The organism is Ornithinimicrobium sp., assembly GCF_035267225.1.
In the GTDB taxonomy this organism is placed as follows: domain Bacteria; phylum Actinomycetota; class Actinomycetes; order Actinomycetales; family Dermatophilaceae; genus Ornithinicoccus.
This window is the reverse complement of record NZ_DATFMA010000087.1, coordinates 1-21,298: the sequence shown is the minus strand read 5'-3', so window position 1 is coordinate 21,298 and position 21,298 is coordinate 1. Positions and strand designations below refer to the sequence as shown.

Here is a 21,298-nt window from a genome sequence, read left to right as displayed (position 1 = left end):
CCTATCGGGTCACTCCGTCGGGTCGGCCACGGCCACACGCGCTGCGCGCACCAACCGCTCGCCGACCTGGAACCCCGGCTGGATGACCTGGACGACTGTCGTCTCGGTCGCCCCGTCGGGCAGATCTGCGTCCGGTACGTGCATCAACGCCTCGTGCACCGCCGGGTCGAACGTGTCACCCACGGCACCGAACAGCACGGCACCCTGGCGGCCCAGCGTCGACTCCAGCTTGTCCACGATCGCCGCGAACGGCCCGTCGGAGACGTCACCGTGCTGCCGGGCCGAGTGGATGTCGTCGAGCACCGGAAGCATCGCTTCCAGGGTCTCGCCGATGGTCACGTCCCGGTCCTTGGCCCGGTCCCGGTCGATGCGCCGCCGGTAGTTGACGAACTCCGCCTGCAGCCGGCGAAGGTCCTCCAGCCGCTCGGCGGCCATTCGGGCATCCGAGCTCACCTCGTCCTGCGAGTCGACGGGCTCGTCCTGAACCTCCGCAGACTCCACACCGTCCCGTTGAACCGCGTCGACGTCGGCACCCTCATCGGCGTCGTCGACGTCATCAGATCCGACGTCATCGGCACCAGGAGCCGGCGGGCCCGCGTCGAAAGGGTCCTCCAGCGCGGCGTCGGTCTGCTCGCCGGCCTGCTGGGCCGCGCGCGCGTCACGCACCGCGCCGGTCTGGGGGTCGACCTTGCGCTTGTCCCGGATGACCGGTCCGGTGGGCCCGCCCTCGTCCTCGGGGCGGGCCTCACCGGCACCGTTCGGCTGGCTCACTTGGCGTCCTTGTCGTCCTCATCGTCCTCGACGACCTCGGCGTCGACCACGTCCTCACCGGAGCTGTCGCTCGCGCTCGCGTCGGCCTGCTCACCGCTGGCCGCCTCGGCATCCGCCTGCTCCTGAGCCTGGGCGGCCATCATGGCCGATCCCATGGCCTGGCTCGCGGTGGACAGCGTCTCCGTCTTGGCCTTGATGTCCTCCGTCGAGACCTCGGACTCGGGCTTGATCGCTTCCTTGAGGTCGGCGATCGCCGTCTCCACCGGCTCCTTCGTCTCGGCCGGGACCTTGTCGCCGCTCTCAGAGAGGAACTGCTCGGTGGAGTAGATCATCTGCTCCGCTGTGTTGCGCGCCTCAGTGGCCTCACGCTGCTGGCGGTCCTCCTCGGCGTGGGCCTCGGCGTCGCGCACCATGCGCTCGATCTCCTCCTTCGGCAGCGCCGAGCCGCCGGAGATGGTCATCGACTGCTCCTTGCCCGTGCCGCGGTCCTTGGCGGAGACGTGCACGATGCCGTTGGCGTCGATGTCGAACGTGACCTCGATCTGCGGCATCCCGCGAGGGGCGGGGGCGATCCCGGTCAACTCGAAGTTGCCCAGCGGCTTGTTGTGCTTGGCGATCTCGCGCTCACCCTGGTAGACCTCGATGCCCACCGAGGGCTGGTTGTCGCTGGCCGTGGTGAACACTTCGGAGCGCTTGGTCGGAATCGCCGTGTTGCGCTCGATCAGCCTGGTCATGATGCCGCCCTGGGTCTCGATGCCCAGGCTCAGCGGCGTCACGTCGATCAGCAGTACGTCCTTGCGGTCACCCTTGAGCACACCGGCCTGGAGGGCGGCGCCGACGGCGACGACCTCATCCGGGTTCACGCCCTTGTTGGGCTCCTTGCTGGTCATCTTCTTGACCAGCTCGGTCACGGCCGGCATCCGGGTCGAGCCGCCGACGAGGACAACGTGGTCGATCTCGGAGATGTTCACGCCGGCGTCCTTGATGACCTGGTCGAACGGCGCCTTGGTGCGGTCCAGCAGGTCCTGGGTCATCTTCTCGAACTGGGCGCGGCTCAGGGACTCGTCCAGGTGGATCGGCCCGGAGTCGGTCATCGAGAGGTATTGCAGGTTGAGGTTGGTGCTGCTGGAGCTCGACAGCTCCTTCTTGGCCTGCTCGGCGGCGTCGCGCAGCCGCTGCATGGCGATCTTGTCCTTGCTCAGGTCGGTGCCGGTCTGGTTCTTCACCGTGGTGAGCAGGTGCTGCACGATCCGCTCGTCCCAGTCGTCACCACCCAGCTTGTTGTCACCGTGGGTGGCGCGGACCTGGATGGTGGCGAAGCCGTCCTCGGCGTCCTTACCGACCTCGAGCAGGGAGACGTCGAAAGTGCCGCCGCCGAGGTCGAAGACGAGGATCTGCTCGTCCTCCTTGCCCTTGTCCAGACCGTAGGCCAGGGCGGCCGCGGTGGGCTCGTTGACGATGCGCAGCACGTTCAGCCCGGCGATCTCACCGGCCTCCTTGGTGGCCTGGCGCTCAGCGTCGTCGAAGTACGCCGGCACGGTCACCACCGCGTCGGTGACCTCCTCGCCCAGGTAGGACTCCGAGTCGCGCTTGAGCTTCATCAACGTGCGGGCACTGATCTCCTGCGCGGTGTACTTCTTGTCGTCGATCTCCGTGCTCCAGTCGGTGCCCATGTGGCGCTTGACCGAGCGGACGGTGCGGTCGACGTTGGTCACGGCCTGGCGCTTGGCGATCTCGCCCACCAGCACCTCACCGTTCTTGGCGAACGAGACGACCGAGGGCGTGGTGCGACCACCCTCGGCGTTGGCGATGATCTCCGGCTCGCCACCGTCGAGAACGGCGACGGCGGAGTTGGTGGTGCCGAGGTCGATGCCTACTGCACGTCCCATGTGTCAATCACTCCTGTATGTCGGGGGCCGGTATGCGCCGCTGGGCTCACTCCGGGCCGCGTGCTGCGGACTTGATAGGTCTACACTCAACCTGCGGCATCGGGGCGCTATTGTCAAACCCAGACTCAGTGAAGTTGAGCACTCTCGACTCAACCTCACTCGGGGCGCCACTATTCCGTCACCGGCCAGGGGGTAGAGGCGCCCTTATCAGCTGCTTCCGCCGGCGACAGCCGCCGGAATGACAACCGCGGCGATGATCGCCGCGTTCAGGCTGTCTATGGCTCGCTTCAGCGCCTCTCCCACCGGCACCTCGCGGGAGGCCTCCTCCACGCGACGCTGGAGCTGCTTTGTCGACATCCCCTCGGACTCCCCGGCGAGCACCTTCTTGGCGACCCCGAGCCCCTGCAGGATGGCCAGCAGAGTCGCGTCGGAAGCCGAAGGCTGCCCGCCGATGAGCACCGCGCGCAGCCGCTGCCGGATCTCACGCTCAGGGCCGGGGTCGACCGTCGGCCGCTTCTCCGGGACCAAGCCCAGCAACCTCTTGGGCACCACGTCGACCACACCCAGACGCGCCAGCTCCGCGACGACCTCCGGCTCCGGGTTCATCTTGCTGTCCTGCACGAGCGTGGACAGTTTCGTCCCCTCCTTCTCGACCGCTCGGGCGAGGACCATGTCCAGCACCGGCTGACCGGTGGGTGTGGCGTCGATGACCTCCAGACGCGGGTCTTCGCCCTCATTCAGCCAGACGCGCTGGTCGAGCAGCAGGTCGGCGATCGTGGCCGCGCTGAGCGCCCATCCGGTCTGGGTGCCCCAGCTCGCCGGGCCGCCTTCGTCGTTCGTCAGGAGCAAGAAGAGCTCTGCCGCGGTGTCCATAGCGGCACCATACGAGGGGCGTCCGGCGAGCCGGTATCCCCCAGAAGTCCCGAATACTATCCTTTGTCCGGACAACTGAAGGCGTCCCAACAGCCTGCAGCACGGGGCCGTCAGGAGGGCGGGACATGGCGACACCACACCGACCTATCGACCGTCACAGCCCGATGCCGCTGTGGGCGCAGGTCAGAGACCACATCACGGACCGCATCCGGCGCGGCGAGTTCGAGGACCAGTTTCCGGGTGAGCACCAGCTCGTCCAGGAGTATGAGGTCAGTCGCCACACCGTGCGCGAGGCGTTGCGGTCGCTGCGCTCCGAGGGGGTCCTCGAGGGCGGCCGTGGTCGTGTCACCCAGGTCGCTCGGCCGCAGATCAGCCAGCCTCAAGGCGCGCTGTACAGCCTGTTCGCCTCGGTCCGCAGCGCCGGTCACCGCCAACGCAGCATCGTGCGCGAGCTCGACATCCGGGCCGAGCCGGCGGCGGCTCGCGCGTTGGGTCTGCCGGAGTCGGCCAGGCTGCTCTACCTGGAGCGGTTGCGACTCAGCGACGAGGAACCGCTGGCCCACGACTGCGTCTGGCTCCCGGCTGACGTGGCCGCACCGTTGCTCGAGGCCGACTTCGCCGAGACCTCGCTCTACGCTCAGCTCGAGACGCGATGCGGCATCCGGCTGAGCGGTGGCCGCGAGCAGCTGCAAGCCGTCGTGCCGGACGCCAGCGAGCGGGAGCTGCTGGAGATCGGGGACGACGTGGCCGTGCTGCATCTCGAGCGCTCGGGCGACTCCGGCGACCGCGTGGTGGAGTTTCGGCGCACCGTGATCCGGGGTGATCGCTTCGCCTTCAACAGCGACCTGGCTCGTCCCGACCGTATGACCGTCTCGACCGGCGTCGAGAGAGCAGACCACCAGGTTTCGTGGTAATATGTACGTACATTCGGATATATGCCACCAGAGCGGCACGAGACCTCGCTGAAGGGACCTTCGATGATCAGCGTCATCCCACTGGACACGCCCGGCTTGGGCGACCGCAGCTACCTGGCACATGACGGGAGCGTCGCCCTGGTGGTCGACCCTCAGCGTGACTTCGACCGGGTGCTGGCCCTCGCGGAGGAGGCGCAGGTGCGAATCACCCACGTCTTCGAGACGCACATCCACAACGACTACGTCTCCGGCGGATTGGCGCTGGCCCAACATGTGGACGCGACCTACCTGGTCAACGCCGACGACGAGGTGGAGTTCGACCGGGTCGGCCTCCGCGACGGCGAGGTGGTCGAGGTCGGCCCCACGATGCGGGTCCGCGCCGTCCACACCCCCGGCCACACTCATACCCACCTGAGCTACGTGCTGGAAGCCGAGGGCGTCCACCACGGAGCCTTCACCGGCGGTTCCTTGCTCTTCAGCTCCACCGGCCGACCCGACCTGCTCGGCCCTGCGCACACCGACACGCTGGTGCACGACCAGTGGCGCTCGGCTCAGCGGCTGGCCGCCGAGCTGCCCGGGCAGACCCCGGTCTTCCCCACCCACGGCTTCGGCAGCTTCTGCTCGGCGACGCAGAGCAACGTCGACGAGAGCACGATCGGAAGGGAGCGGCAGGAGAACCCGGCGCTGACCCAGAGCGAGCAGGAGTATGTCGACACCCTGCTCGGCGGTCTCGACGAGTTCCCGGCGTACTACGCCCACATGGCGCCGGCCAACAGCGCCGGCCCGAGTGCTCCGGACCTCACGCCCCCCTCCGTCGCGGACTCTGGTGAGCTGCGCCGGCGGATGGAGGCGGGCGAGTGGCTGGTCGACCTGCGGCACCGCGAGGCGTTCGCCGCCGGCCACCTTCCGGGCACCCTGAACTTCGGCCTCGACGGGCAGTTCGTGACCTACCTGGGCTGGCTGATCCCGTGGGGCACTCCGGTGACCCTGCTCGGCGAGACCGCCGAGCAGGTCGCACAGGCGCAGCGAGAGATGAGCCGGATCGGCCTCGACCACCCGGCAGCCATGGCGACCGGCGGACCCCGTGACTGGCAGTCCGGCCCCGCGAGCCAGCTCGGCAGCTTCCCCCGGGCTGACTTCGCCGACCTGCAGACGGCGCTCGACCGCGGCGAGAACATCACTGTGCTCGACGTGAGGCGGGCCGCGGAGTTCGACGCCAGCCACATCGAGGACGCCGTGAACGTGCCGATCCACCACGTGCTGGCCCACCTCGACGACATCCCCCGCGGCCCGCTCTGGGTGCACTGCGCCGGCGGATACCGCGCCTCGGTGGTGGCCTCGATCCTCGACGCCCACGGTTTCGATGTCGTCGCGGTGGACGAGAGTTTCGACCAGGCCGAACCCGCCGGCCTGCCGCTCGTCGCGGCCGCCTAGCGCATCGTTGGCCTGGGGTCGGAACCAACCGACCCCGTGATCTTCCCTGTCCTGCTCGTGTCCCTCCCCCTGTCCCCTGAAGGAGACCCTCTATGACCTCGACCCCCGCCCCCACACTGGACGCCGACACGCTGCGAGCGCAGTGGCAGCGCACCCCCGGGACGCTTCTGCTCGACGTGCGCACCGAGTCCGAGTTCGAGTCCGCGCACATCCCTGGCTCCTACAACGTGCCTCTGGCAAGGGTGAGCGAGCACCGCGACGACCTGAGCACGCGGCTGGGGAACAACGTGGTGCTGGTATGCCGGTCCGGCGCTCGCGCTCGACAGGCCGAGGAGATCCTCAGCGCTCAGGGTGTGACCGGCCTGCGCGTGCTCGAAGGGGGCATGCTCGCCTGGGAGCGCGCCGGTGCCCCGGTGACCCGGGGTCGGCAGACCTGGGACCTCGAGCGACAGGTGCGCCTGGCGGCCGGCTCCATGGTCGCCTCCGGCATCATCGTCAGCAGCGTCTTCCCTCCTCTGAAGTGGTTCTCCGGCGCCATCGGCGCCGGTCTGGTCCTTGCCGCGGTGAGCAACACCTGTGCCATGGGCAACGCCCTGGCGCGCATGCCGTGGAACCGCGCGGCCGACCACCCCGGTCTCGAGGACCTGCCCCCAGGCGCACGGTCCGACCCGTGACCGCGCTGCTGGAGCCTTCGGTCCTGAGCACGCTGGCCCTGGCCTTCGCGGTCGGTATCACGCTGGGCCTGCTCGGCGGAGGGGGCTCCATCATGTTGGTCCCGATCCTGGTCTACGTGACCGGGTTGGAGACCAAGGAGGCCATCGCCGCCTCGCTCGTGGTCGTGGGTGTCACCTCTGCGGTCGCCAGCGTCGGACACGCCAGGTCCGGGCGGGTCCGGTGGCGCAGCGGCCTGCTGTTCGGCGCCTCTGGGCTCGGCGGCGCCTTCCTCGGTGGGCTCCTGGGCGGGCAGCTGCCCAGCGTCCTGCTCATGGTGCTCTTCGCACTGATGATGATCGCCACCTCGGCCGCCATGATCCGGGGGCGCTCGGCGCCCCCGCGGGACGCCCATAGCGAGCTGCCCGTCCTGCGGGTCATGGTCGACGGCCTGGTCGTGGGCCTGGTCACCGGGCTGGTCGGCGCGGGAGGTGGGTTTCTCGTGGTTCCGGCGCTCGTGCTCCTCGGCGGGTTGCCGATGAGCGTCGCGGTGGGGACCTCCCTGGTCGTGATCGCCATGAAGTCACTGGGTGGGGTCGCCGGGTACCTCAGCGCGGTCGACCTCGACTGGACCCTGGTGGCCGCAGTGACCGGCGTCGCGGTGGTGGGCAGCTTGGCCGGAGGCCGCTTGGTGGGCCGACTGCCAGAGGACACGCTGCGTCGCGGGTTCGGCTGGTTCGTGCTCGCGATGGGTCTGTTCGTCCTGGGCCGCCAGCTCCCGCCGGAAGCGCTGCTTCCTTCCATCATCGGGGTCGGCGTCGTCGCCGTGCTGTCCTTGGCCTGCTGGCGGCTGGGTGAACGCTGCCCGCTGCGTCGAGCGCGCTCGGCGCAGCGGGCCGGCCTAGACCGCGGACAGGCGTCAGACGGTGACTAGCGGTGCCCCAGCTCGAGCATGACCACGCCGGCGACGACGAAGGCCATGCCGGCGAACTGGACCGGAGTCATCCGCTCGTGGAAGAACCACCAGCTGAGCACCGCGATGAGCAGCACCCCGAGCCCCGCCCACGCGGCGTACGTCACGCCGAGCGGGAGCCCGCGGGCTAGGGACTGCTGCAGGGCGGTGAACGCGAGCGCGTAGCTCACGGTGACGAGCAGCCATACCCATGGCCCGCCCGTGTCGTCGACGGTCCACCGCAGGGCGAGGGTGCCGACCACCTCGAAGACGATGGCGAGCACCAAGAAGACGTAAGCCACCGTCGTCCCTTCAATGTCGTGAGCACCTAACGGTCATTCTGCCTGGCGGCGAGGTCCTTCAAGACGCGGAAGTCCCGCGACCGCCCAGGCCCGCCGCGCGCTGGCAAGGAAGGCCGACACGGCCGGTCTGCCGGTGGTGGTGTGGCTGTGCGCCATCAACACCTGACGGCGCACGCTCTGCCGCAGTGCGACCACGTCGACTCCGCTGGCCGGCAGGAACGAGCGCCCGAGATCTGACATGAGCGTCACTCCCAGGCCAGCCGCGACCATGGCCAAAGCGGTGGGCTGTTCGTCCACATCGTGCACCACTCGAGGGTCGAAACCAGCCTGCCGACAGGCCTGGCGCAGCGCTCGCCCGTAGTAGTTGCGCGTCCCCGACATCACCCAGTCGACATCGGCCAGATCGGCGATGTCGACGTGGGACCCGCTGAACCACCCCGCAGGCGCGGCGAGATGCAGCTGGTCCATGCCGAGAGGGGTGAAGGTCAACCCGGGGGCCCAGGGCTCGGGTGCGTCGGGATACTCCAGGATGAAGCTGAGGTCCAGATGACCGTGCCGCAGAGCGCCGGCGGCGTCGTCCGGGTCGATCTCGTGGGTGCGTACCTGTACCTGCGGGTGGCGACGCGCGAGGTCCTCCACGATCAGCGGCACCAGATGAGCGGCCATGGTGCAGAACACCCCCACCTTCAGCTCCACCGCCAGGCTGTCCCGAGCGGCCTCCACGGCAGAGATGGCCTGCTGCTCGGCCGACAGCAGGATCTCGGCGTGCTCGAGCAGCACCCGGCCGATGTCGGTGAAGCGCACTCCCCGGCCGTGCTTCTCCAGGAGTGGCGCACCGATCTCGCGCTCGAGGGCGGCGATCTGCTGCGATACGCCCGAGGCCGAGTACTGCATCGCCTCGGCGGCTGAGGTCACTCCTCCTTCGAGCGCAACCTCACGCAGGATCCGCAGTCGGCGCAGGTTCAGTTCCATGCATCAATTATGCATAGATGATTCATCTATCTTCACTAGACATGGACGTTTTGGGGTCTCACCATGAGTGATGTCTCGCTCCCCGCGGGCCGGGATCATCGCGAAAGGAGGCGACCGTGTTGTTGCTCATAGACCTTCTGGGGTGGCTCGGTGGCCTGCTGGTCGCCGGTGGCTACGCGCTCGTCTCGACCCGACGGATCGCCCCTGAGTCCACAGTCTTCCAAGGAATGAACGTACTCGGCGCTCTGCTACTGGGCACCGCGTGCCTCACCCAGGGGTCCCTGCCGTCCGCGGTTCTGAACGCCGTGTGGTTCACCGTGGGAATCCGATCGCTCCTCTGGCGACCCACGCTTTGCCGCCACCCCCAGCCACATAGCTCAACCTCAAGCCGCTAGTTCGGCACTTGAGGTCGCCTTCGAGGCTGTGAGTGCCGCGGCGATGCGTCCACCACGGCGAGCGAGTGCGATGTCGGTCACGACGATGCTCGGTCCCCCACCCCGACCCCCAGCCGCGAACGTGACTTCCGGCCCCGAGTTCGGGGCCGGAAGTCACGTGAAGTGGCTGGGGGTGCGGGAAGGCTAGGCCAGGGCGAGGCGGAGCGTCTCTCCGCGGGCCCCGCCCATCCACAGGTCCTGGCAGGCCGCCGCCAGCTCGTCCAGCCCCTCGGTGATGGCCCCGAACACGTTGCCCGGCACCCATCCCTGGTCGCCGTTGATGAGCAGGTTGTTGCGCCCGTAGAACACCGCCAGATCGACGATCGCCCCGTGCGCACGATGCTGCTCGGCCGTCTCGTACCCGTAGGCCGGACTGCCCAGGTCGTCGCCGGCGAAGGTGAACCAGCACAGGTCACCCGGGATCGGGGTGATCGTGGTGTTCTCCCGCCCCGGGTCCGATCCGGGGAACTCGTGGAACAACGCATAGATCTCGTTGCGCGCGTACTTGCCGTGGTAGACCTGCGCCTCCAAGGGCAGCGCCTCCACGACCGCCGCACAGGTGCGTGGCGCGACGTCGGTGAGCAGCTCGGCCCGAGCGGTGACGGCTCGCTGGACGAGGGTGAGGGTGATCGCAGTCATGAGTCAGGGTGCTTTCTGTGCCAGTCGGTGACCTGCTGGAAGGCCTGGCCGGCGCGCATCACCAGAGCGTCCTCGTGACGGGGACCGATGATCTGCAGCCCCACCGGCAGGCCCGCCGAGGTGAAGCCACACGGCACGCTGAGCGCAGGCTGCTCGGTCATGTTGAAGGGCCAGGTGAACGGGCACCACGAGGTCCAGAGCGGGTCGGGCCAACCAGGTGGCGCCTGCTGGCGGGCGTCGAAGGCCGGCGTAGGCATGGTGGGGCAGACCAGCACGTCGTACCCGGCGTGCCAGACCCCCACCGCCCGAGACAGCTCGCTACGCACAGCCGCGGCCGCCAGGTAGTCCGCGGCGCTGCTGTCGGCATACCGGCGGATCTGCTCGGCCAACCCGGGGTCGATCACGTCGAGCGCCCCGGCGCCGTAGGCCCCGACCACCGCCCCCGCCCCGGTGAACCAGAGCAGCCGGAATGCGCGCTCGATCGTCGCCCGGTCGCCGACGGGGGGGTCCACCTCGGTGACCTCGGCACCCGCATCGGCCAGCACCTCGACGGCCCGCGCCACGTGCGCGGCCACCTCCGGGTCGACCGCGACCTGGTCGTCCCAGCCCAGCGCGGGCGAGTAGGCCACACGCAGCCCCGCGACGCCGTCGCCGAGCCCGGCCGATGCCAGCGATGCAGCGGCGAGATGCGTGCCGTCCCGGGGGTCGGGCACGCCGACCAGGTCCAGCAGGGTCGCGGCGTCGGCGACGCTGCGGGTCATCGGCCCGGCGTGCGACAGAGTCCCGTAGGGGCTGGACGGCCAGAGGGGGATGCGCCCGCGCGTGGGCTTCAACGCGACGGTGCCGGTGAAGGCGGCGGGGATGCGGACCGAGCCACCGCCGTCCGTCCCGATCGACCACGTCCCCATCCCGCCAGCGACCGCCGCCGCCGAGCCCCCACTCGACCCGCCGGCGGTAGCCCCGGTGGACCACGGGTTGGTCGTCACCCCGTGGCGCCGGGAGTCCGTCGTGCCCTTCCACGCGAACTCGGGAACAGTCGTGCGACCGAGGAACACGGCGCCACCGGCACGCAGCCGGCCGACCGCCGGCGAGTCCTCCGCCCAGAGGCGCCCCTCGTCCTCCAGCAGACTGCCGCGCAAGGCGGGTTCACCCCGGGTGACGAACTGGTCCTTGATCGAGGTCGGCACCCCGTCTGCGGGTCCCAGCGACGCCGCCTGGGCGTAACGGCGCTCGGAGGCCCGCGCCTGTTCCAGCGCCCGCTCCGGGTAGACGGCCACGAAGGCGTTGACCTGCGGCTCCTGCTCCTCGATGGCCCACAGCGCCTCTTCGCAGGCCTGCACCGGGCTCAGCTCACCGGAGAGGAACCGCTGGTGCAGCTCGGTGGCCTCCATCCACCGGGTCTGCTCGCCGGTCACGCTGCACCGACCGGGACGAAACCGAGCCGGGTATCGACCACGTTGCCCAGCTCGGAACCGTCCAGCCAGCGTTCGGCGTTGTCGACGAACTGCAACGCCAGGGCCTCCAGCCATCCTGTGACATCGCCACTCATATGCGCCGTGAGGTGGACCCCGGGCAGGTCCCAGAGGGGGGAGTCCCGGGGCGGAGGTTCGGGATCCATGACATCCAGGCTTGCCCCGTCGAGACCTCCGCTACGCACCGCCTCGACGAGATCCTCGGTCACGACGCTCTCGCCACGTCCGATGTTCACCAGGTGCGCGGTGGCCGGCAGCGCACGCAGCACCTCGGCGTCGACCAGGCCCCTGGTCTGCGGGGTCAGCGGTGCCGCAACCACGAGGTAGTCCACATCGTCGACGTGTGCGGCCAGCTCACTGCTTGCCAGCACCTCGCCGAAGTCGGGGTCGCCCTGCCGCGACGTCCGCCCGAATCCGCGCACCACCATCCCCAGCCCGGACAGCACGCGAGCGCACTCGCGCCCGATCGCCCCGGTGCCGACCACGGCGACCGTGGCCCCCCTCAGGGTGCGGGTCTCACGGTGCTGCCAGACGTGCTGACGCTGCAGCTCGGCACTGCGGTGGGTCTGCTTGGCGTGCGCCAGAACGGCACCGAGGACGTACTCGGCGATCGGCCGGTCGAAGATCCCCCGGGCGTTGGTCACCACCACGTTCGAGTCCGCGAGCTCGGGGAAGACCAGGGAGTCCACCCCCGCCGCGGCCACGTGCACCCACTCCAGCTCGCCGCACCGGGGCCACACGTCGCGCAATGCGGTGGAGAAGAAGTCCCACAAGAACAGGGCCTGCGACCCGGGCATCGCCTCGCCGAGCCCGGAAGCGTCGGTCACGGTGACCTCGGCGCGGTCCTGCAGCCGCTCCAGGTGAGGGGGGGAGTCGTCAGCATGGCGGGCCAGCACGACGATCCTGGGCCGCCCGTTCACCGTGTCAACGTAGGATCGCCGTGTCTTATTGTCAACAATCCGCGGAGCAGTCAGGATGTGCTGATGAGCGAGGTCCGGCACACCGCACCGGGCGGCCGCCGGTCGCGTTCCGGCTCCGTCGGCGTCGGGGTGGTCTGCCCGTATGACTTCGGCTTGGACCGTGAGCTCTGGCGGTGGGTGCCGGACGAGGTCAGCCTGCTGCTCAACCGCACTCCGCACCACCCGCTGCCGGTCACGGTCGAGCAGGCCGAGACCGTGAGCAACACCACCACGGTCACCGCGTGCGCGCGAGCCCTCGTCGAAACGGCGCCGCGCGTGGTCGCGTTCGCCTGCACCTCGGGGTCGTTCGTCCACGGCGTGGCCGGCGAGCGCGAGGTGTGCCGAGCCATCGAGGCTGCGGGGGTCCCCCGCGGGGTGAGCACCAGCGGGGCACTGCTCGAGGCGCTGCGGGCACTCGGGGTGCGGCGGCTCGCGGTGGCCACGCCGTACAGCCAGGAGGTCACCGCCATGCTGGCGACCTTCCTGGACCAGGCCGGCGTCGCGGTCAGCTCGTGGGCCAGCGCCGGGTTGACCGAGCGCATCTGGGCGATGTCCCCGGACGAGGTGGCCGCTCTGGTGCGCCGCGCCGTGCCACCGACGGCGGGCGCCGATGCCGTCTTCGTCTCCTGCACCAACGTGCCCACGCTGGACCTCATCGAGCCTCTCGAGCACGAGCTCGGCATCCCGGTGCTCAGCGCGAACCAGGTCACCCTGTGGGCAGCGCTGGCGGAGGTCGGCCTGCGGCTGGCGACTCCGGGCCAGCGGCTGGCCGGAGCCGCCGCGTGCGGACCGGTGGCGGGGGTCCCCGAGCCCGGGGCTGCCCGGCAGACGGCGTCCCCGGTCGGGGTGCCGGCGTGAGCGAGCAGGAGGGGCCCCGGGCCAGGCCGTTCTCGGACGCGGAGTTCGCCGACCGCCTGGCTGCGGTGCAGGCCGCGATGGCGAGCGCCGGGTTGGACGCACTCCTGGTCTCCGACCCGGCCAACCTGTATTACCTCACCGGCTACAACGCCTGGTCCTTCTACATGCCGCAGTGCCTGGTGGTGCCCGCCGACGGTGAGATGCATCTCATGGCCCGCGCGATGGACGCCCAGGGCGCCCACCACACCGCATACCTGCCGCTGGACCGGGTGCACGGCTACCCCGAGACGCTGGTGCATCGCCCCGACGTGCACCCCTACGAGTGGATCGCTCGCCGCGCGCAGGAGATGGACCTCGTGCAGGACAGGTCCGGCTTCCGGCTGGGGGTCGAGCTCGACGCCCATTACTTCTCCCCGCGGGCCTACGTGGCGTTGCGCGAGGCGCTACCGAAGCTGGAGGTGACCGACAGCCACGAGCTGGTGAACTGGGTGCGGGTGGTCAAGTCTCCGGCCGAGCAGGAGATGATGCGCGTCGCGGGCGAGATGGCAGACGGGATCATGCGGGTCGCCCTGGAGGCCGTGCAGGTCGGGCGCCGGCAGTGCGACGTGGTCGCCGAGATCCAGTACGCCCAGGCGCTGGGGGCGCGCACCCTCGGGGGCGACTACCCGGCGCTCGTGCCCATGCTGCCCACCGGGCCGACGGCGGGCACACCGCACCTGACCTGGTCCGATGAGCTGCTGCGCGAGCACGAGGCGACGACGATCGAGCTGGCCGGGGTGCGCCGCCGCTATCACGCCCCCCTCGCGCGCACCGTGAGCCTGGGTCAGCCACCGGCGCGGCTGGCCCACTGCGCCTCGGCGACGGGCGAGGGGCTGCAGGCGGCCCTGGCGACCTTGCGCGACGGAGTGACCGGGCGCGAGGTGCACGAGGCCTTCCGGCGGGTGATCGAGCGGCACGGCCTGAGTAAGGAGTCCCGGATCGGCTACTCGATCGGCATCGGCTACCCGCCGGACTGGGGCGAGCACACGGTGAGCCTGCGTGCGGAGGAACTGACGGTGCTGCGATCGGGGATGGCTTTCCACGTCATTCTGGGAATGTGGATGGACGGATGGGGGTATGAGACCTCGCAGTCCGTCCTGGTGCAGCCCGACGGGGCCGAGCTGCTCACCCGCCTGCCCGCCGACCTGACCATCACCACCTGAGCCGGGCCTTCCGCCCGACCACGACGAAATGAGGAGCCCGATGAGCACGACCGCCACCCTTCCGCTTGCCGACCGTACCCAGTCGCTGGTGGGGTCGGTGATCGACTCCAGCACTTCGCTGCTCGCCGCCCAGAAGCACGACATCGTGCGCTTCGCGATGGGCTCCCCGGCCGCCGAGGCGATCCCGACCGAGGCCCTGGCCGAGGTGGCCGGCAGCGCCCTGGGCGTGGACCGGGCCGACTCGTTCGACTACGCCTCCACCGAGGGCGACATGGGCCTGCGCACGGCTCTGGTCGAAGCGCTGGAAGGCACGAGCGACGCCACAGCGCTGGAGCGGGTCACCATCACCTCGGGCGGGATGCAGGGCCTGGACCTGGCGTGCAAGCTGTTCGTCGACCCCGGCGACCTGGTCAGCGTGGAGTCACCGACGTACACCAACGGCAGCGCCACGGCGCTGTCCTACCAGGCCGAGCTGCTGGAGGTGCCGGTCGACGCCGAGGGCATGGTCGTCGACGCCCTCGTCGAGGGGGCCGAGCGGGCGGGCCGGAAGCCGACGGCGATCTACACCGTGCCGACCTTCCAGAACCCGTCCGGCTCCTCCCTGAGCCTGCCTCGCCGTGAGCAGCTCCTGGAGGTGGCGCGGCAGTGGGGTGCGGTCGTCATCGACGACGACCCCTACGGGCTGCTGCGCTTCGCCGGCCAGGACGTGCCGAGCCTGCATGAGCTGGCCGCCGGGGATCCACTGGTCTCCTCGGTGCGCACGTTCAGCAAGATCATCGCCCCGGGCCTGCGCGTCGGCTGGATCGACTGCGATCCCTCGCTGCAGCAGCTGCTCATCAACGCCAAGCAGGCCATGGACACCTGCACCAACCTGCCCGCGCAACGCCTGGTCGAAGGCTTCTTGCGCGGAGGTCATCTGACCGAGCACCTGGTGGCCTCGCGGTCGGCCTACCGCGAGCGCAAGGAGGCCATGCACGACGCCCTCACCGAGCACTTCGGCGATATCGCCCGGTGGACCGACCCCGAAGGCGGGCTGTTCGTGTGGGTGACGTTCGAGCCTGCGGTGGACACCGAAGCGCTGTTCGAGGTGGCCCTGGCCGAAGGGGTGGCCTACATCCCGGGCAACGCGTTCTCCCCCAGCCGCCGGTTCCCGGATGCGCTGCGGCTGTGCTACGCCTCCACCCCACCCGCCCGCATCCACGAGGGTGTGGCCCGGCTGCGTGCCGCGGTCGACCGGCTCGGCTGACGGGCGCAGCGTGGACGCGGTGGAGGACACGGTGCTGCGCCGCATCGACGCCGATGAGGTATGTCGCATCCTGCGTCGCCTGGTGCAGGCGCGCGGCGAGAACCCGCCGGGTGAGGAGGCCGAGCGCGCAGGCGTGCTGCAGCAGCTGGCCGAGGAGGCCGGCCTGGAGCACCATGCGTGGGAGGTCGAGCCCGGCCGCCCGAACGTGCAGGTCAGCCTGGACGGCGGCGGGGGGTCAGGCCTCCTGCTGCTTGGGCACACGGATGTGGTGCCGGTCGGTGAAGGCTGGTCGCGCGACCCCTTCGGCGCCGAGGTCGAGGGCGGTCGGATGTACGGACGAGGAACCAGCGACATGCTCGGTGGCCTGGCCGCGTCACTGGCCGCGATGAGCGCCGTGCGACGTGCGGGCGTGGAGCTCAGCGGGCCGGTGGTGCTGGCCTCGCTGGTGGACGAGGAGGAGAACGGTCTCGGCGTGCGCGACTGGATCGGGGGCGGCGCCGACGCCGTGCACGACGGCGGCCTGCACGGATGCATCGTCGCCGAGCCCACGGACCTGCAGCCCATCATCGCGGCGCGCGGTGCGTGCAACCTGGACATCACGGTCACCGGGGTCCCTGCTCACGCGGGCAACCCCGACGACGGCCGCAACGCCATCGCGGGAGCAGCCGTCGTGGTCGCCGACCTCGAGCGTTGGCACACCGAGCTCGCCGCCGCACCCGCCCCCCTCGTCGGGCCGGCCACGGTGAACGTCGGTGCCATCGAGGGCGGACTGGGCGCCTCCACGGTGCCCGACCGGTGCCACTTGCGAGTCGACCGGAGGCTAGTGCCCGGTGAGCCCGCCGCGGACGTCGTCGCCGAGGTGACCCGGCGCATCGCGGCGCTGGGGCTGGAGGACCGCGGGCTCGGGGTGGAGGTCGTCGAGGCGATGGACATGCCAGGCTTCGCGACCGCCGCCGACGACCCGTTCGTGACCACGGTCGACGGCGCCCTCCGCGACGCGGGTGGCCCCGGCGCCGAGCCCGGCGGGTGGAGCGCTGCCTGCGACGGGGGCTTCGTGGCCACGCACTGGGGTGTGCCCGTGATGGTGCTGGGACCCGGGTCGGTGCACGAGCAGGCCCATCGGCCCGACGAGAGCGTCTCGCTGGAGGAGGTCGTCACGGCGACCCGCGCCTACGCCCTGGCCATCCTGCGCGTCGCCGGTGTGGCCTGAACCGCCGGCTGCCCGGTCGACGTTCGTCGCGCTCCCTGTCCTCGACAACCTTGATAGGCAAGTAGAGACTTGCCTATTATGGCGGCGTGGCGGACATCTTCCACGCTCTGGACGATGAGACCCGGCGCACGATCCTCGACGAGCTGGTGCTGCGCAACGGCCAGACCTTGTTCGAGATCTGCGCGGTCCTGACCGGCCGCCACGGCGTCTCGACCAGCCGGCAAGGCATCTCCCAGCATCTGCGGGTGCTCGAGGAGGCCGGCCTGATCGGCATCGAGCGTCAAGGCCGCAGCAAGCTCCACTTCCTCACCCCCGACCCACTTCGGCAGATCGCCCGGCGGTGGCCTACACCAGGAGAACAGCCATGAGAATCGCTCTCACCAGCATCTATGTGAACGACCAGGCCGAGGCCTTGAGGTTCTACACCGAGACACTCGGTTTCCGCGAGCACACCAACATCGCGCTCGGTGACGAGTCACGATGGCTCACCGTGGTCTCCCCGGAGACACCCGAGGGTCCGCAGCTGCTGCTCGAGCCGGCCGGGCATCCCGCGGTGGGCCCCTACCGGGACGCCCTGGTCGAGGACGGTATCCCGCTGGCCCAGTTCGCCGTCGAGGACGTGCAGCGGGAGTACGAGCGCCTGGCCACCCTGGAGGTCGTCTTCACCCAGCAGCCGACAGATATCGGGCCCGTCGTCATGGCCGTGTTCGACGACAGCTGCGGCAATTTGGTCCAGATCATCTCGGAGAAGCCCGCAGAGTAGGACGCACCGGGCGGTCGGGGCACCACAGCCGACCCGGTGCCCCAACCCGGCCCTAGGAATGCGGCGGGATGTCGTCGGCGACCACCGCACCGCGCTTGCCGGGCGGCTGCTCGAGGCCGATGGTGGAGTCGCGCGTGGTCTGGCGCTCGGCCTCCGCGTTCACCGCCGCGCCGAGGATGACCAGGAGCACCGTGATCCACAGCCACAGCATGCTGATCGCCACCCCAGCCAACGAGCCGTAGGTGCGCTCGTAGGTGCCCAGGTTCTGGACGTAGAAGAACAGCCCTGCCGACACGGCCAGCCACAGGATCGTCGAGGCGACGGAGCCGCCGCCGATCCAGCCCCACTTCGCCTTGCCGCGGCGGTCGGGGGCATAGCGGTAGAGCACGGACAGGCCGAGCGCCATGAGTGCAGCCAGGGCGACCCACAGCGCCAGGAGGCCCAGCGGGCGTAGGGGTTGCGGCAGCACCCCCAGCCCCCGGGTGACGAACGCGCTGCCCGTGATGACCGCTCCGAGGGCCACGGCGCCACCGAGGACGAAGGTCAGGGCCAGCATGCTCCGGCGGCGCATGCTGCGCGTCTCGTGCTCTCGGTAGGCCACCGTGAGCGCGTCGATGAGGAAGTTCATCGCCGCCATCGCCGTGGCCAGAGCCACGACGAGGGAGAACACACCGCGGGCGGTGAGCAGACGCGTCGAGGCCGCCGTGATCGAGACGAGCTGGTCGGCGAGGACGTCGCCCAGCGCCGGGGGCATGACCGTCACGACCCGGGAGATGTGCTCCATGGCTCGCTCAGGAGTGTTGATCGCGCCGTACACCGACAGCGCGGTGAGCAGCACCGGCGCGATGGACAGCACCGCGCAGAAGGCGACGGCGGCGGCGTACAGCGTGAAGCGGTCACCCATGACCCGCCCGGCGACGCGGCCCAGGATGTGCCCCCAGGCTCGCAGAGGGATGTGGCGTGGCCCGACTGCACGAGAGCCCGGCGCGACCAGGTCGGACTCAGGCTTGGGAACTGTCGCCACGTTCCTAGTTCTACCTGACCCCGGCTCCCCAGCACAGGCAGCGACATGGTCTGCGCGACGTGCAGATCCGCGGAAGAGTGGGTGCCGTGACCTGTTCCCTTCGCTGAGAGGCTCACGTCGTGGCTGTCGTCGATCTGCGCTATCCGTTCCGGGGGCGATGGCTGGTGCGCCGCAGTCCGGCCAACCGCGTACCCAGCCACGGCACCCGGCTGTACGGCACCACCTACGCCATCGACTTCGTGCCGGTGGATGACGAAGGCCGGTCGGCTGCCTTCACGCGGCGCGCCCAGCTGCGCCCCCAGCCGCCGGAGGAGTTCACCGGGTTCGGGCGGCCGCTCCTCGCTCCGTGCTCCGGGGCGGTCGTCGCGGCGCACGGTGAGGAGCCCGACCACGACGCCTTCCGCGGGTTGCCGTCGGTGGTGTACGCACTCGCCCAGCAGCAGCGAGCCGGTCACGGCTGGCCAGGCCTCGCGGGCAACCACGTCATCATCGAGACCGCCGGCGAAGTGCTGGTGGCTCTGTGCCACCTGCGGCAGGGCAGTCTCGCCGTCCCAGTGGGTCAGGCCGTCGGCGTCGGCGACGTCATGGGCCAGTGCGGCAACACCGGCAACAGCACGGAGCCGCACGTGCATGTGCAGGCCATGGACCGCCTTGACGTCGAGAACGCGATCGGGCTACCCATCACCTTCGGCGGCGAGCTGCCGCGCAACGACACGGTCGTTGACGTGCCCTGAACGTGTCGGCCCCTCAGAGCTGGTCGAGCAGCCAGCGCGGGCTCTGTGTGGTGCCGCCGGCCTCGGTGACGCGGGACATGAGCCCACGGTCGGCGGTGACCACGGTCACGGCTCGCCCATCCCCCGCGGCGACTTGGCCCGCGACCTCCTCGACGATGGCGTCGTCCCCCGACGCCGGCGCGTGGACCGTACGCACGTGCCCCTCCTGCCCGGCAGGGCAGCCGGCCTTGGCCTTACCCTCGACGACCAGCACGACCTCATCCTCCGCGGCCACCTCGGTGGCGATGAGCTGGTCGAGCAGCCGTCGGGCCGCGCCGGCGCGGTCGCGCCACCAGCCGTCGGGCCTGCTGCCCACGACGTTCGCGGCGTCCACGATGAGCACCTGCACCCGTGCAGCCTAGGGGCTGGGGCCCCACCCGCGGTCAACGGGCGGAAGACGAAGTACGCGCGACCCCTGGTCGACTTCGCGTGCCCGCCCCGTTCAGCGACTCTGGAAGAGGTAGGCGAAGGCGGTGCGGGTATAGGGGATCCCGCGGCCGGAAGCGCGGATCCGGTCGGCATCGGCCGCCTCCCGCCGTTTCGGAACCAGGTACTCCTCCAGACCGCCGACGAGCACGCGGTACTGCCCTTCCCTGTACTGCACGACCGCCACCAGCCGCAGGGAGTCGTCCAGGGCGGCGAGACTGGCGTCACCGTGGCTCGTGTTGGCCAGGAGCCATCCCCCCGGCGAGAGGTAGCGACGGGTGTGCTCCCAGACCGGCCCGGCATACAGCGAGATGAGCAGGTCCATGCTGTCGTCGGGGATGTCGAGCGCCTGGGTGTAGTCCGCCGCGAGGAAGCGCACGTCGGTCCGAGCGCCCTGGCGGGTGTGACCCGTCAGCTCCCTCTGAATTCGATCGGAGTCGGCGAAGAACCGCGCCGCCCGCACGTCGGTGTCGACATAGGTGACGGACGCGATGGCGGTGGAGGGTGAGAGGTCCACGTAGCTGCCCGGATAGAGAGCGCGCTCCACCGGCCACCGATCGGCCAGAGCCTCGAAGAGTCCCGAACGGTTCCCGATCGTCTCCCGATACTGCGACCACGTCGCGCGCCTGGCCATCGCCCCATCGGAACACAGACCGTCAGGCTCGTGCTGGGCCACAGGGGAGCCACGCGTCAGTAGACGCAGTACGGGAACATGCTGCGGATCCACCTGCGGTCGCCAGATGCGGCCGTCGTCGCCCGCTCCGTGGACGAGGACGAGGGGCGCAGTGGGCCGGCCCTCGGGTAGGCCCGGGTGGCGTGTTCGACGCCGGCCGTGTTCACGGTGTATGTCGCCATGGCAGCAGCCATGCCCACGTACAAGCGGGTGTCGACCTTCCACCACCGGCCATCGCTCGACCCGTACTGTGGACACGTGCCAGGCGTGCCGGTGAAGCTCTCCTGATCCCCTTGACTGGATCGGAGTGAGGAATGCGGATGGTCGAGCGGGTCAGCGCCGTCGTCGGTCACTGGTTCGCGGTCATCATCCTGGTGATGGCGGCGGTGGCGTTGGTGACGCCGGACACCTTCTCCGGTGCCACGCCGGCGATCCCCTGGCTGCTGGCGCTCATCATGCTCGGCATGGGCATGACCCTTCGGCCTGCGGACTTCGCGGTGGTGGCCACGCGCCCGTGGGCGCTGCTGCTCGGCGTCGCGGCGCAGTATCTCGTGATGCCACTGATCGGCTACGGGCTGGCTCAAGCGTGGGGATTCTCGGCGGCCCTGGCTGCCGGCATGGTGCTGGTCGGTGCAGCGCCCGGCGGAACGGCATCCAACGTGATGGTCTACCTCTCGAAGGGGGATATGGCGCTGTCCATCGCGATGACCACGCTGTCCACTCTGCTCGCGCCGCTGCTGACGCCACTGCTCGTGCTGTGGCTGGCCGGTCAGTTCCTCCCCGTCGACACCGGCGGGCTCTTCGTCTCGATCCTACAGATCGTGCTCGCTCCGGTCGCGGTAGGCATCGTGCTGCGTCTCG

At 70.1% G+C, this 21,298-nt stretch carries 24 protein-coding genes; 13 read left to right on the top strand and 11 right to left on the bottom strand.

Annotated elements, in window-relative coordinates:
• Nucleotides 1-9: 9 nt before the first annotated feature.
• The 3 genes from VJ976_RS08510 to VJ976_RS08500 all read right to left on the bottom strand — a co-directional run bounded on the left by VJ976_RS08510 (nucleotide 10) and on the right by VJ976_RS08500 (nucleotide 3,533).
• On the bottom strand, nucleotides 10-771 hold the full coding sequence (locus VJ976_RS08510; protein WP_324099690.1) for a nucleotide exchange factor GrpE: 762 nt from the start codon (nucleotides 769-771) through the stop codon (nucleotides 10-12).
• Nucleotides 768-2,660 carry a molecular chaperone DnaK gene (gene dnaK / locus VJ976_RS08505; protein WP_324099689.1) on the bottom strand — a complete coding sequence of 631 codons (1,893 nt, stop codon included), beginning with the start codon at nucleotides 2,658-2,660 and terminating at the stop codon, nucleotides 768-770. Before dnaK ends, VJ976_RS08510 begins: the two co-directional genes overlap by 4 nt.
• 207 nt (nucleotides 2,661-2,867) lie before the next feature.
• A complete protein-coding gene (locus VJ976_RS08500) occupies nucleotides 2,868-3,533 on the bottom strand; it encodes a GOLPH3/VPS74 family protein (RefSeq protein ID WP_324099688.1) in 666 nt (221 codons plus the stop codon).
• Nucleotides 3,534-3,658: 125 nt separating this feature from the next.
• Between VJ976_RS08500 and VJ976_RS08495 the strand changes: the two genes are divergently transcribed.
• The 4 genes from VJ976_RS08495 to VJ976_RS08480 all read left to right on the top strand — a co-directional run bounded on the left by VJ976_RS08495 (nucleotide 3,659) and on the right by VJ976_RS08480 (nucleotide 7,466).
• Nucleotides 3,659-4,447, top strand: a complete 789-nt coding sequence (locus tag VJ976_RS08495; protein ID WP_324099687.1) for a GntR family transcriptional regulator — start codon at nucleotides 3,659-3,661, stop codon at nucleotides 4,445-4,447.
• 63 nt (nucleotides 4,448-4,510) lie between these two features.
• On the top strand, nucleotides 4,511-5,881 hold the full coding sequence (locus VJ976_RS08490) for an MBL fold metallo-hydrolase (RefSeq protein ID WP_324099686.1): 1,371 nt from the start codon (nucleotides 4,511-4,513) through the stop codon (nucleotides 5,879-5,881).
• A gap of 92 nt (nucleotides 5,882-5,973) precedes the next feature.
• Nucleotides 5,974-6,555: a rhodanese-like domain-containing protein gene (locus VJ976_RS08485; RefSeq protein WP_324099685.1), complete on the top strand. Its 582-nt coding sequence runs from the start codon at nucleotides 5,974-5,976 to the stop codon at nucleotides 6,553-6,555.
• Between the two features lie 8 nt (nucleotides 6,556-6,563).
• Nucleotides 6,564-7,466: a sulfite exporter TauE/SafE family protein gene (locus VJ976_RS08480; protein ID WP_324099697.1), complete on the top strand. Its 903-nt coding sequence runs from the start codon at nucleotides 6,564-6,566 to the stop codon at nucleotides 7,464-7,466.
• On the opposite strand, the gene VJ976_RS08475 is transcribed toward VJ976_RS08480, so the two are convergent.
• Nucleotides 7,463-7,786 carry a DMT family transporter gene (locus VJ976_RS08475; RefSeq protein ID WP_324099684.1) on the bottom strand — a complete coding sequence of 108 codons (324 nt, stop codon included), beginning with the start codon at nucleotides 7,784-7,786 and terminating at the stop codon, nucleotides 7,463-7,465. The two genes, VJ976_RS08480 and VJ976_RS08475, sit on opposite strands and share 4 nt — an antisense overlap.
• A 33-nt stretch (nucleotides 7,787-7,819) precedes the next feature.
• Nucleotides 7,820-8,758, bottom strand: coding sequence for a LysR family transcriptional regulator (locus VJ976_RS08470; RefSeq protein ID WP_324099683.1), 939 nt, complete (start codon nucleotides 8,756-8,758; stop codon nucleotides 7,820-7,822).
• Between the two features lie 116 nt (nucleotides 8,759-8,874).
• Here VJ976_RS08470 and VJ976_RS12680 point away from each other — a divergent pair, with 116 nt between their 5' ends.
• Nucleotides 8,875-9,153 carry a CBU_0592 family membrane protein gene (locus tag VJ976_RS12680; RefSeq protein ID WP_414693600.1) on the top strand — a complete coding sequence of 93 codons (279 nt, stop codon included), beginning with the start codon at nucleotides 8,875-8,877 and terminating at the stop codon, nucleotides 9,151-9,153.
• Nucleotides 9,154-9,336: 183 nt separating this feature from the next.
• Here VJ976_RS12680 and VJ976_RS08465 read toward each other — a convergent pair whose 3' ends face one another.
• Genes VJ976_RS08465 through VJ976_RS08455 form a run of 3 tightly spaced genes read right to left on the bottom strand, consistent with a single transcriptional unit; the run spans nucleotide 9,337 to nucleotide 12,223 of the window.
• Nucleotides 9,337-9,831 (bottom strand): DUF3830 family protein, encoded by a 495-nt coding sequence (locus VJ976_RS08465; RefSeq protein WP_324099682.1) that lies wholly within the window; start codon nucleotides 9,829-9,831, stop codon nucleotides 9,337-9,339.
• Complete coding sequence (locus VJ976_RS08460; protein ID WP_324099681.1) at nucleotides 9,828-11,246, bottom strand: amidase; 1,419 nt, start codon at nucleotides 11,244-11,246, stop codon at nucleotides 9,828-9,830. The genes VJ976_RS08465 and VJ976_RS08460 overlap by 4 nt, the downstream gene beginning before the upstream one ends.
• Nucleotides 11,243-12,223 (bottom strand): D-2-hydroxyacid dehydrogenase, encoded by a 981-nt coding sequence (locus VJ976_RS08455; protein ID WP_324099680.1) that lies wholly within the window; start codon nucleotides 12,221-12,223, stop codon nucleotides 11,243-11,245. The genes VJ976_RS08460 and VJ976_RS08455 overlap by 4 nt, the downstream gene beginning before the upstream one ends.
• A 63-nt stretch (nucleotides 12,224-12,286) precedes the next feature.
• Here VJ976_RS08455 and VJ976_RS08450 point away from each other — a divergent pair, with 63 nt between their 5' ends.
• The 6 genes from VJ976_RS08450 to VJ976_RS08425 all read left to right on the top strand — a co-directional run bounded on the left by VJ976_RS08450 (nucleotide 12,287) and on the right by VJ976_RS08425 (nucleotide 17,541).
• Nucleotides 12,287-13,120 (top strand): Asp/Glu racemase, encoded by an 834-nt coding sequence (locus VJ976_RS08450; protein ID WP_324099679.1) that lies wholly within the window; start codon nucleotides 12,287-12,289, stop codon nucleotides 13,118-13,120.
• Nucleotides 13,117-14,322 (top strand): M24 family metallopeptidase, encoded by a 1,206-nt coding sequence (locus VJ976_RS08445; protein WP_324099678.1) that lies wholly within the window; start codon nucleotides 13,117-13,119, stop codon nucleotides 14,320-14,322. Before VJ976_RS08450 ends, VJ976_RS08445 begins: the two co-directional genes overlap by 4 nt.
• A 40-nt stretch (nucleotides 14,323-14,362) precedes the next feature.
• Entirely contained in the window at nucleotides 14,363-15,568 is a 1,206-nt protein-coding gene (locus VJ976_RS08440) for a PLP-dependent aminotransferase family protein (RefSeq protein ID WP_324099677.1), read from the top strand.
• Nucleotides 15,543-16,778, top strand: coding sequence for an ArgE/DapE family deacylase (locus VJ976_RS08435; RefSeq protein ID WP_324099676.1), 1,236 nt, complete (start codon nucleotides 15,543-15,545; stop codon nucleotides 16,776-16,778). Before VJ976_RS08440 ends, VJ976_RS08435 begins: the two co-directional genes overlap by 26 nt.
• Before the next feature lie 86 nt (nucleotides 16,779-16,864).
• Nucleotides 16,865-17,146: a metalloregulator ArsR/SmtB family transcription factor gene (locus tag VJ976_RS08430; RefSeq protein ID WP_324099675.1), complete on the top strand. Its 282-nt coding sequence runs from the start codon at nucleotides 16,865-16,867 to the stop codon at nucleotides 17,144-17,146.
• Nucleotides 17,143-17,541 carry a VOC family protein gene (locus VJ976_RS08425; protein ID WP_324099674.1) on the top strand — a complete coding sequence of 133 codons (399 nt, stop codon included), beginning with the start codon at nucleotides 17,143-17,145 and terminating at the stop codon, nucleotides 17,539-17,541. The genes VJ976_RS08430 and VJ976_RS08425 overlap by 4 nt, the downstream gene beginning before the upstream one ends.
• Nucleotides 17,542-17,593: 52 nt before the next feature.
• Here VJ976_RS08425 and VJ976_RS08420 read toward each other — a convergent pair whose 3' ends face one another.
• Nucleotides 17,594-18,565 (bottom strand): YihY/virulence factor BrkB family protein, encoded by a 972-nt coding sequence (locus VJ976_RS08420; RefSeq protein WP_324099673.1) that lies wholly within the window; start codon nucleotides 18,563-18,565, stop codon nucleotides 17,594-17,596.
• 119 nt (nucleotides 18,566-18,684) lie between these two features.
• Here VJ976_RS08420 and VJ976_RS08415 point away from each other — a divergent pair, with 119 nt between their 5' ends.
• Nucleotides 18,685-19,299: a M23 family metallopeptidase gene (locus VJ976_RS08415; RefSeq protein ID WP_324099672.1), complete on the top strand. Its 615-nt coding sequence runs from the start codon at nucleotides 18,685-18,687 to the stop codon at nucleotides 19,297-19,299.
• Nucleotides 19,300-19,312: 13 nt separating this feature from the next.
• On the opposite strand, the gene VJ976_RS08410 is transcribed toward VJ976_RS08415, so the two are convergent.
• Both VJ976_RS08410 and VJ976_RS08405 read right to left on the bottom strand, forming a co-directional pair.
• Nucleotides 19,313-19,687, bottom strand: a complete 375-nt coding sequence (locus tag VJ976_RS08410; protein WP_324099671.1) for an NYN domain-containing protein — start codon at nucleotides 19,685-19,687, stop codon at nucleotides 19,313-19,315.
• A gap of 93 nt (nucleotides 19,688-19,780) precedes the next feature.
• Entirely contained in the window at nucleotides 19,781-20,398 is a 618-nt protein-coding gene (locus tag VJ976_RS08405; protein ID WP_324099670.1) for a hypothetical protein, read from the bottom strand.
• A gap of 359 nt (nucleotides 20,399-20,757) precedes the next feature.
• Here VJ976_RS08405 and VJ976_RS08400 point away from each other — a divergent pair.
• Nucleotides 20,758-21,298 (top strand): bile acid:sodium symporter family protein (locus tag VJ976_RS08400; RefSeq protein WP_324099669.1); only part of this gene is annotated, 541 nt, incomplete at its 3' end.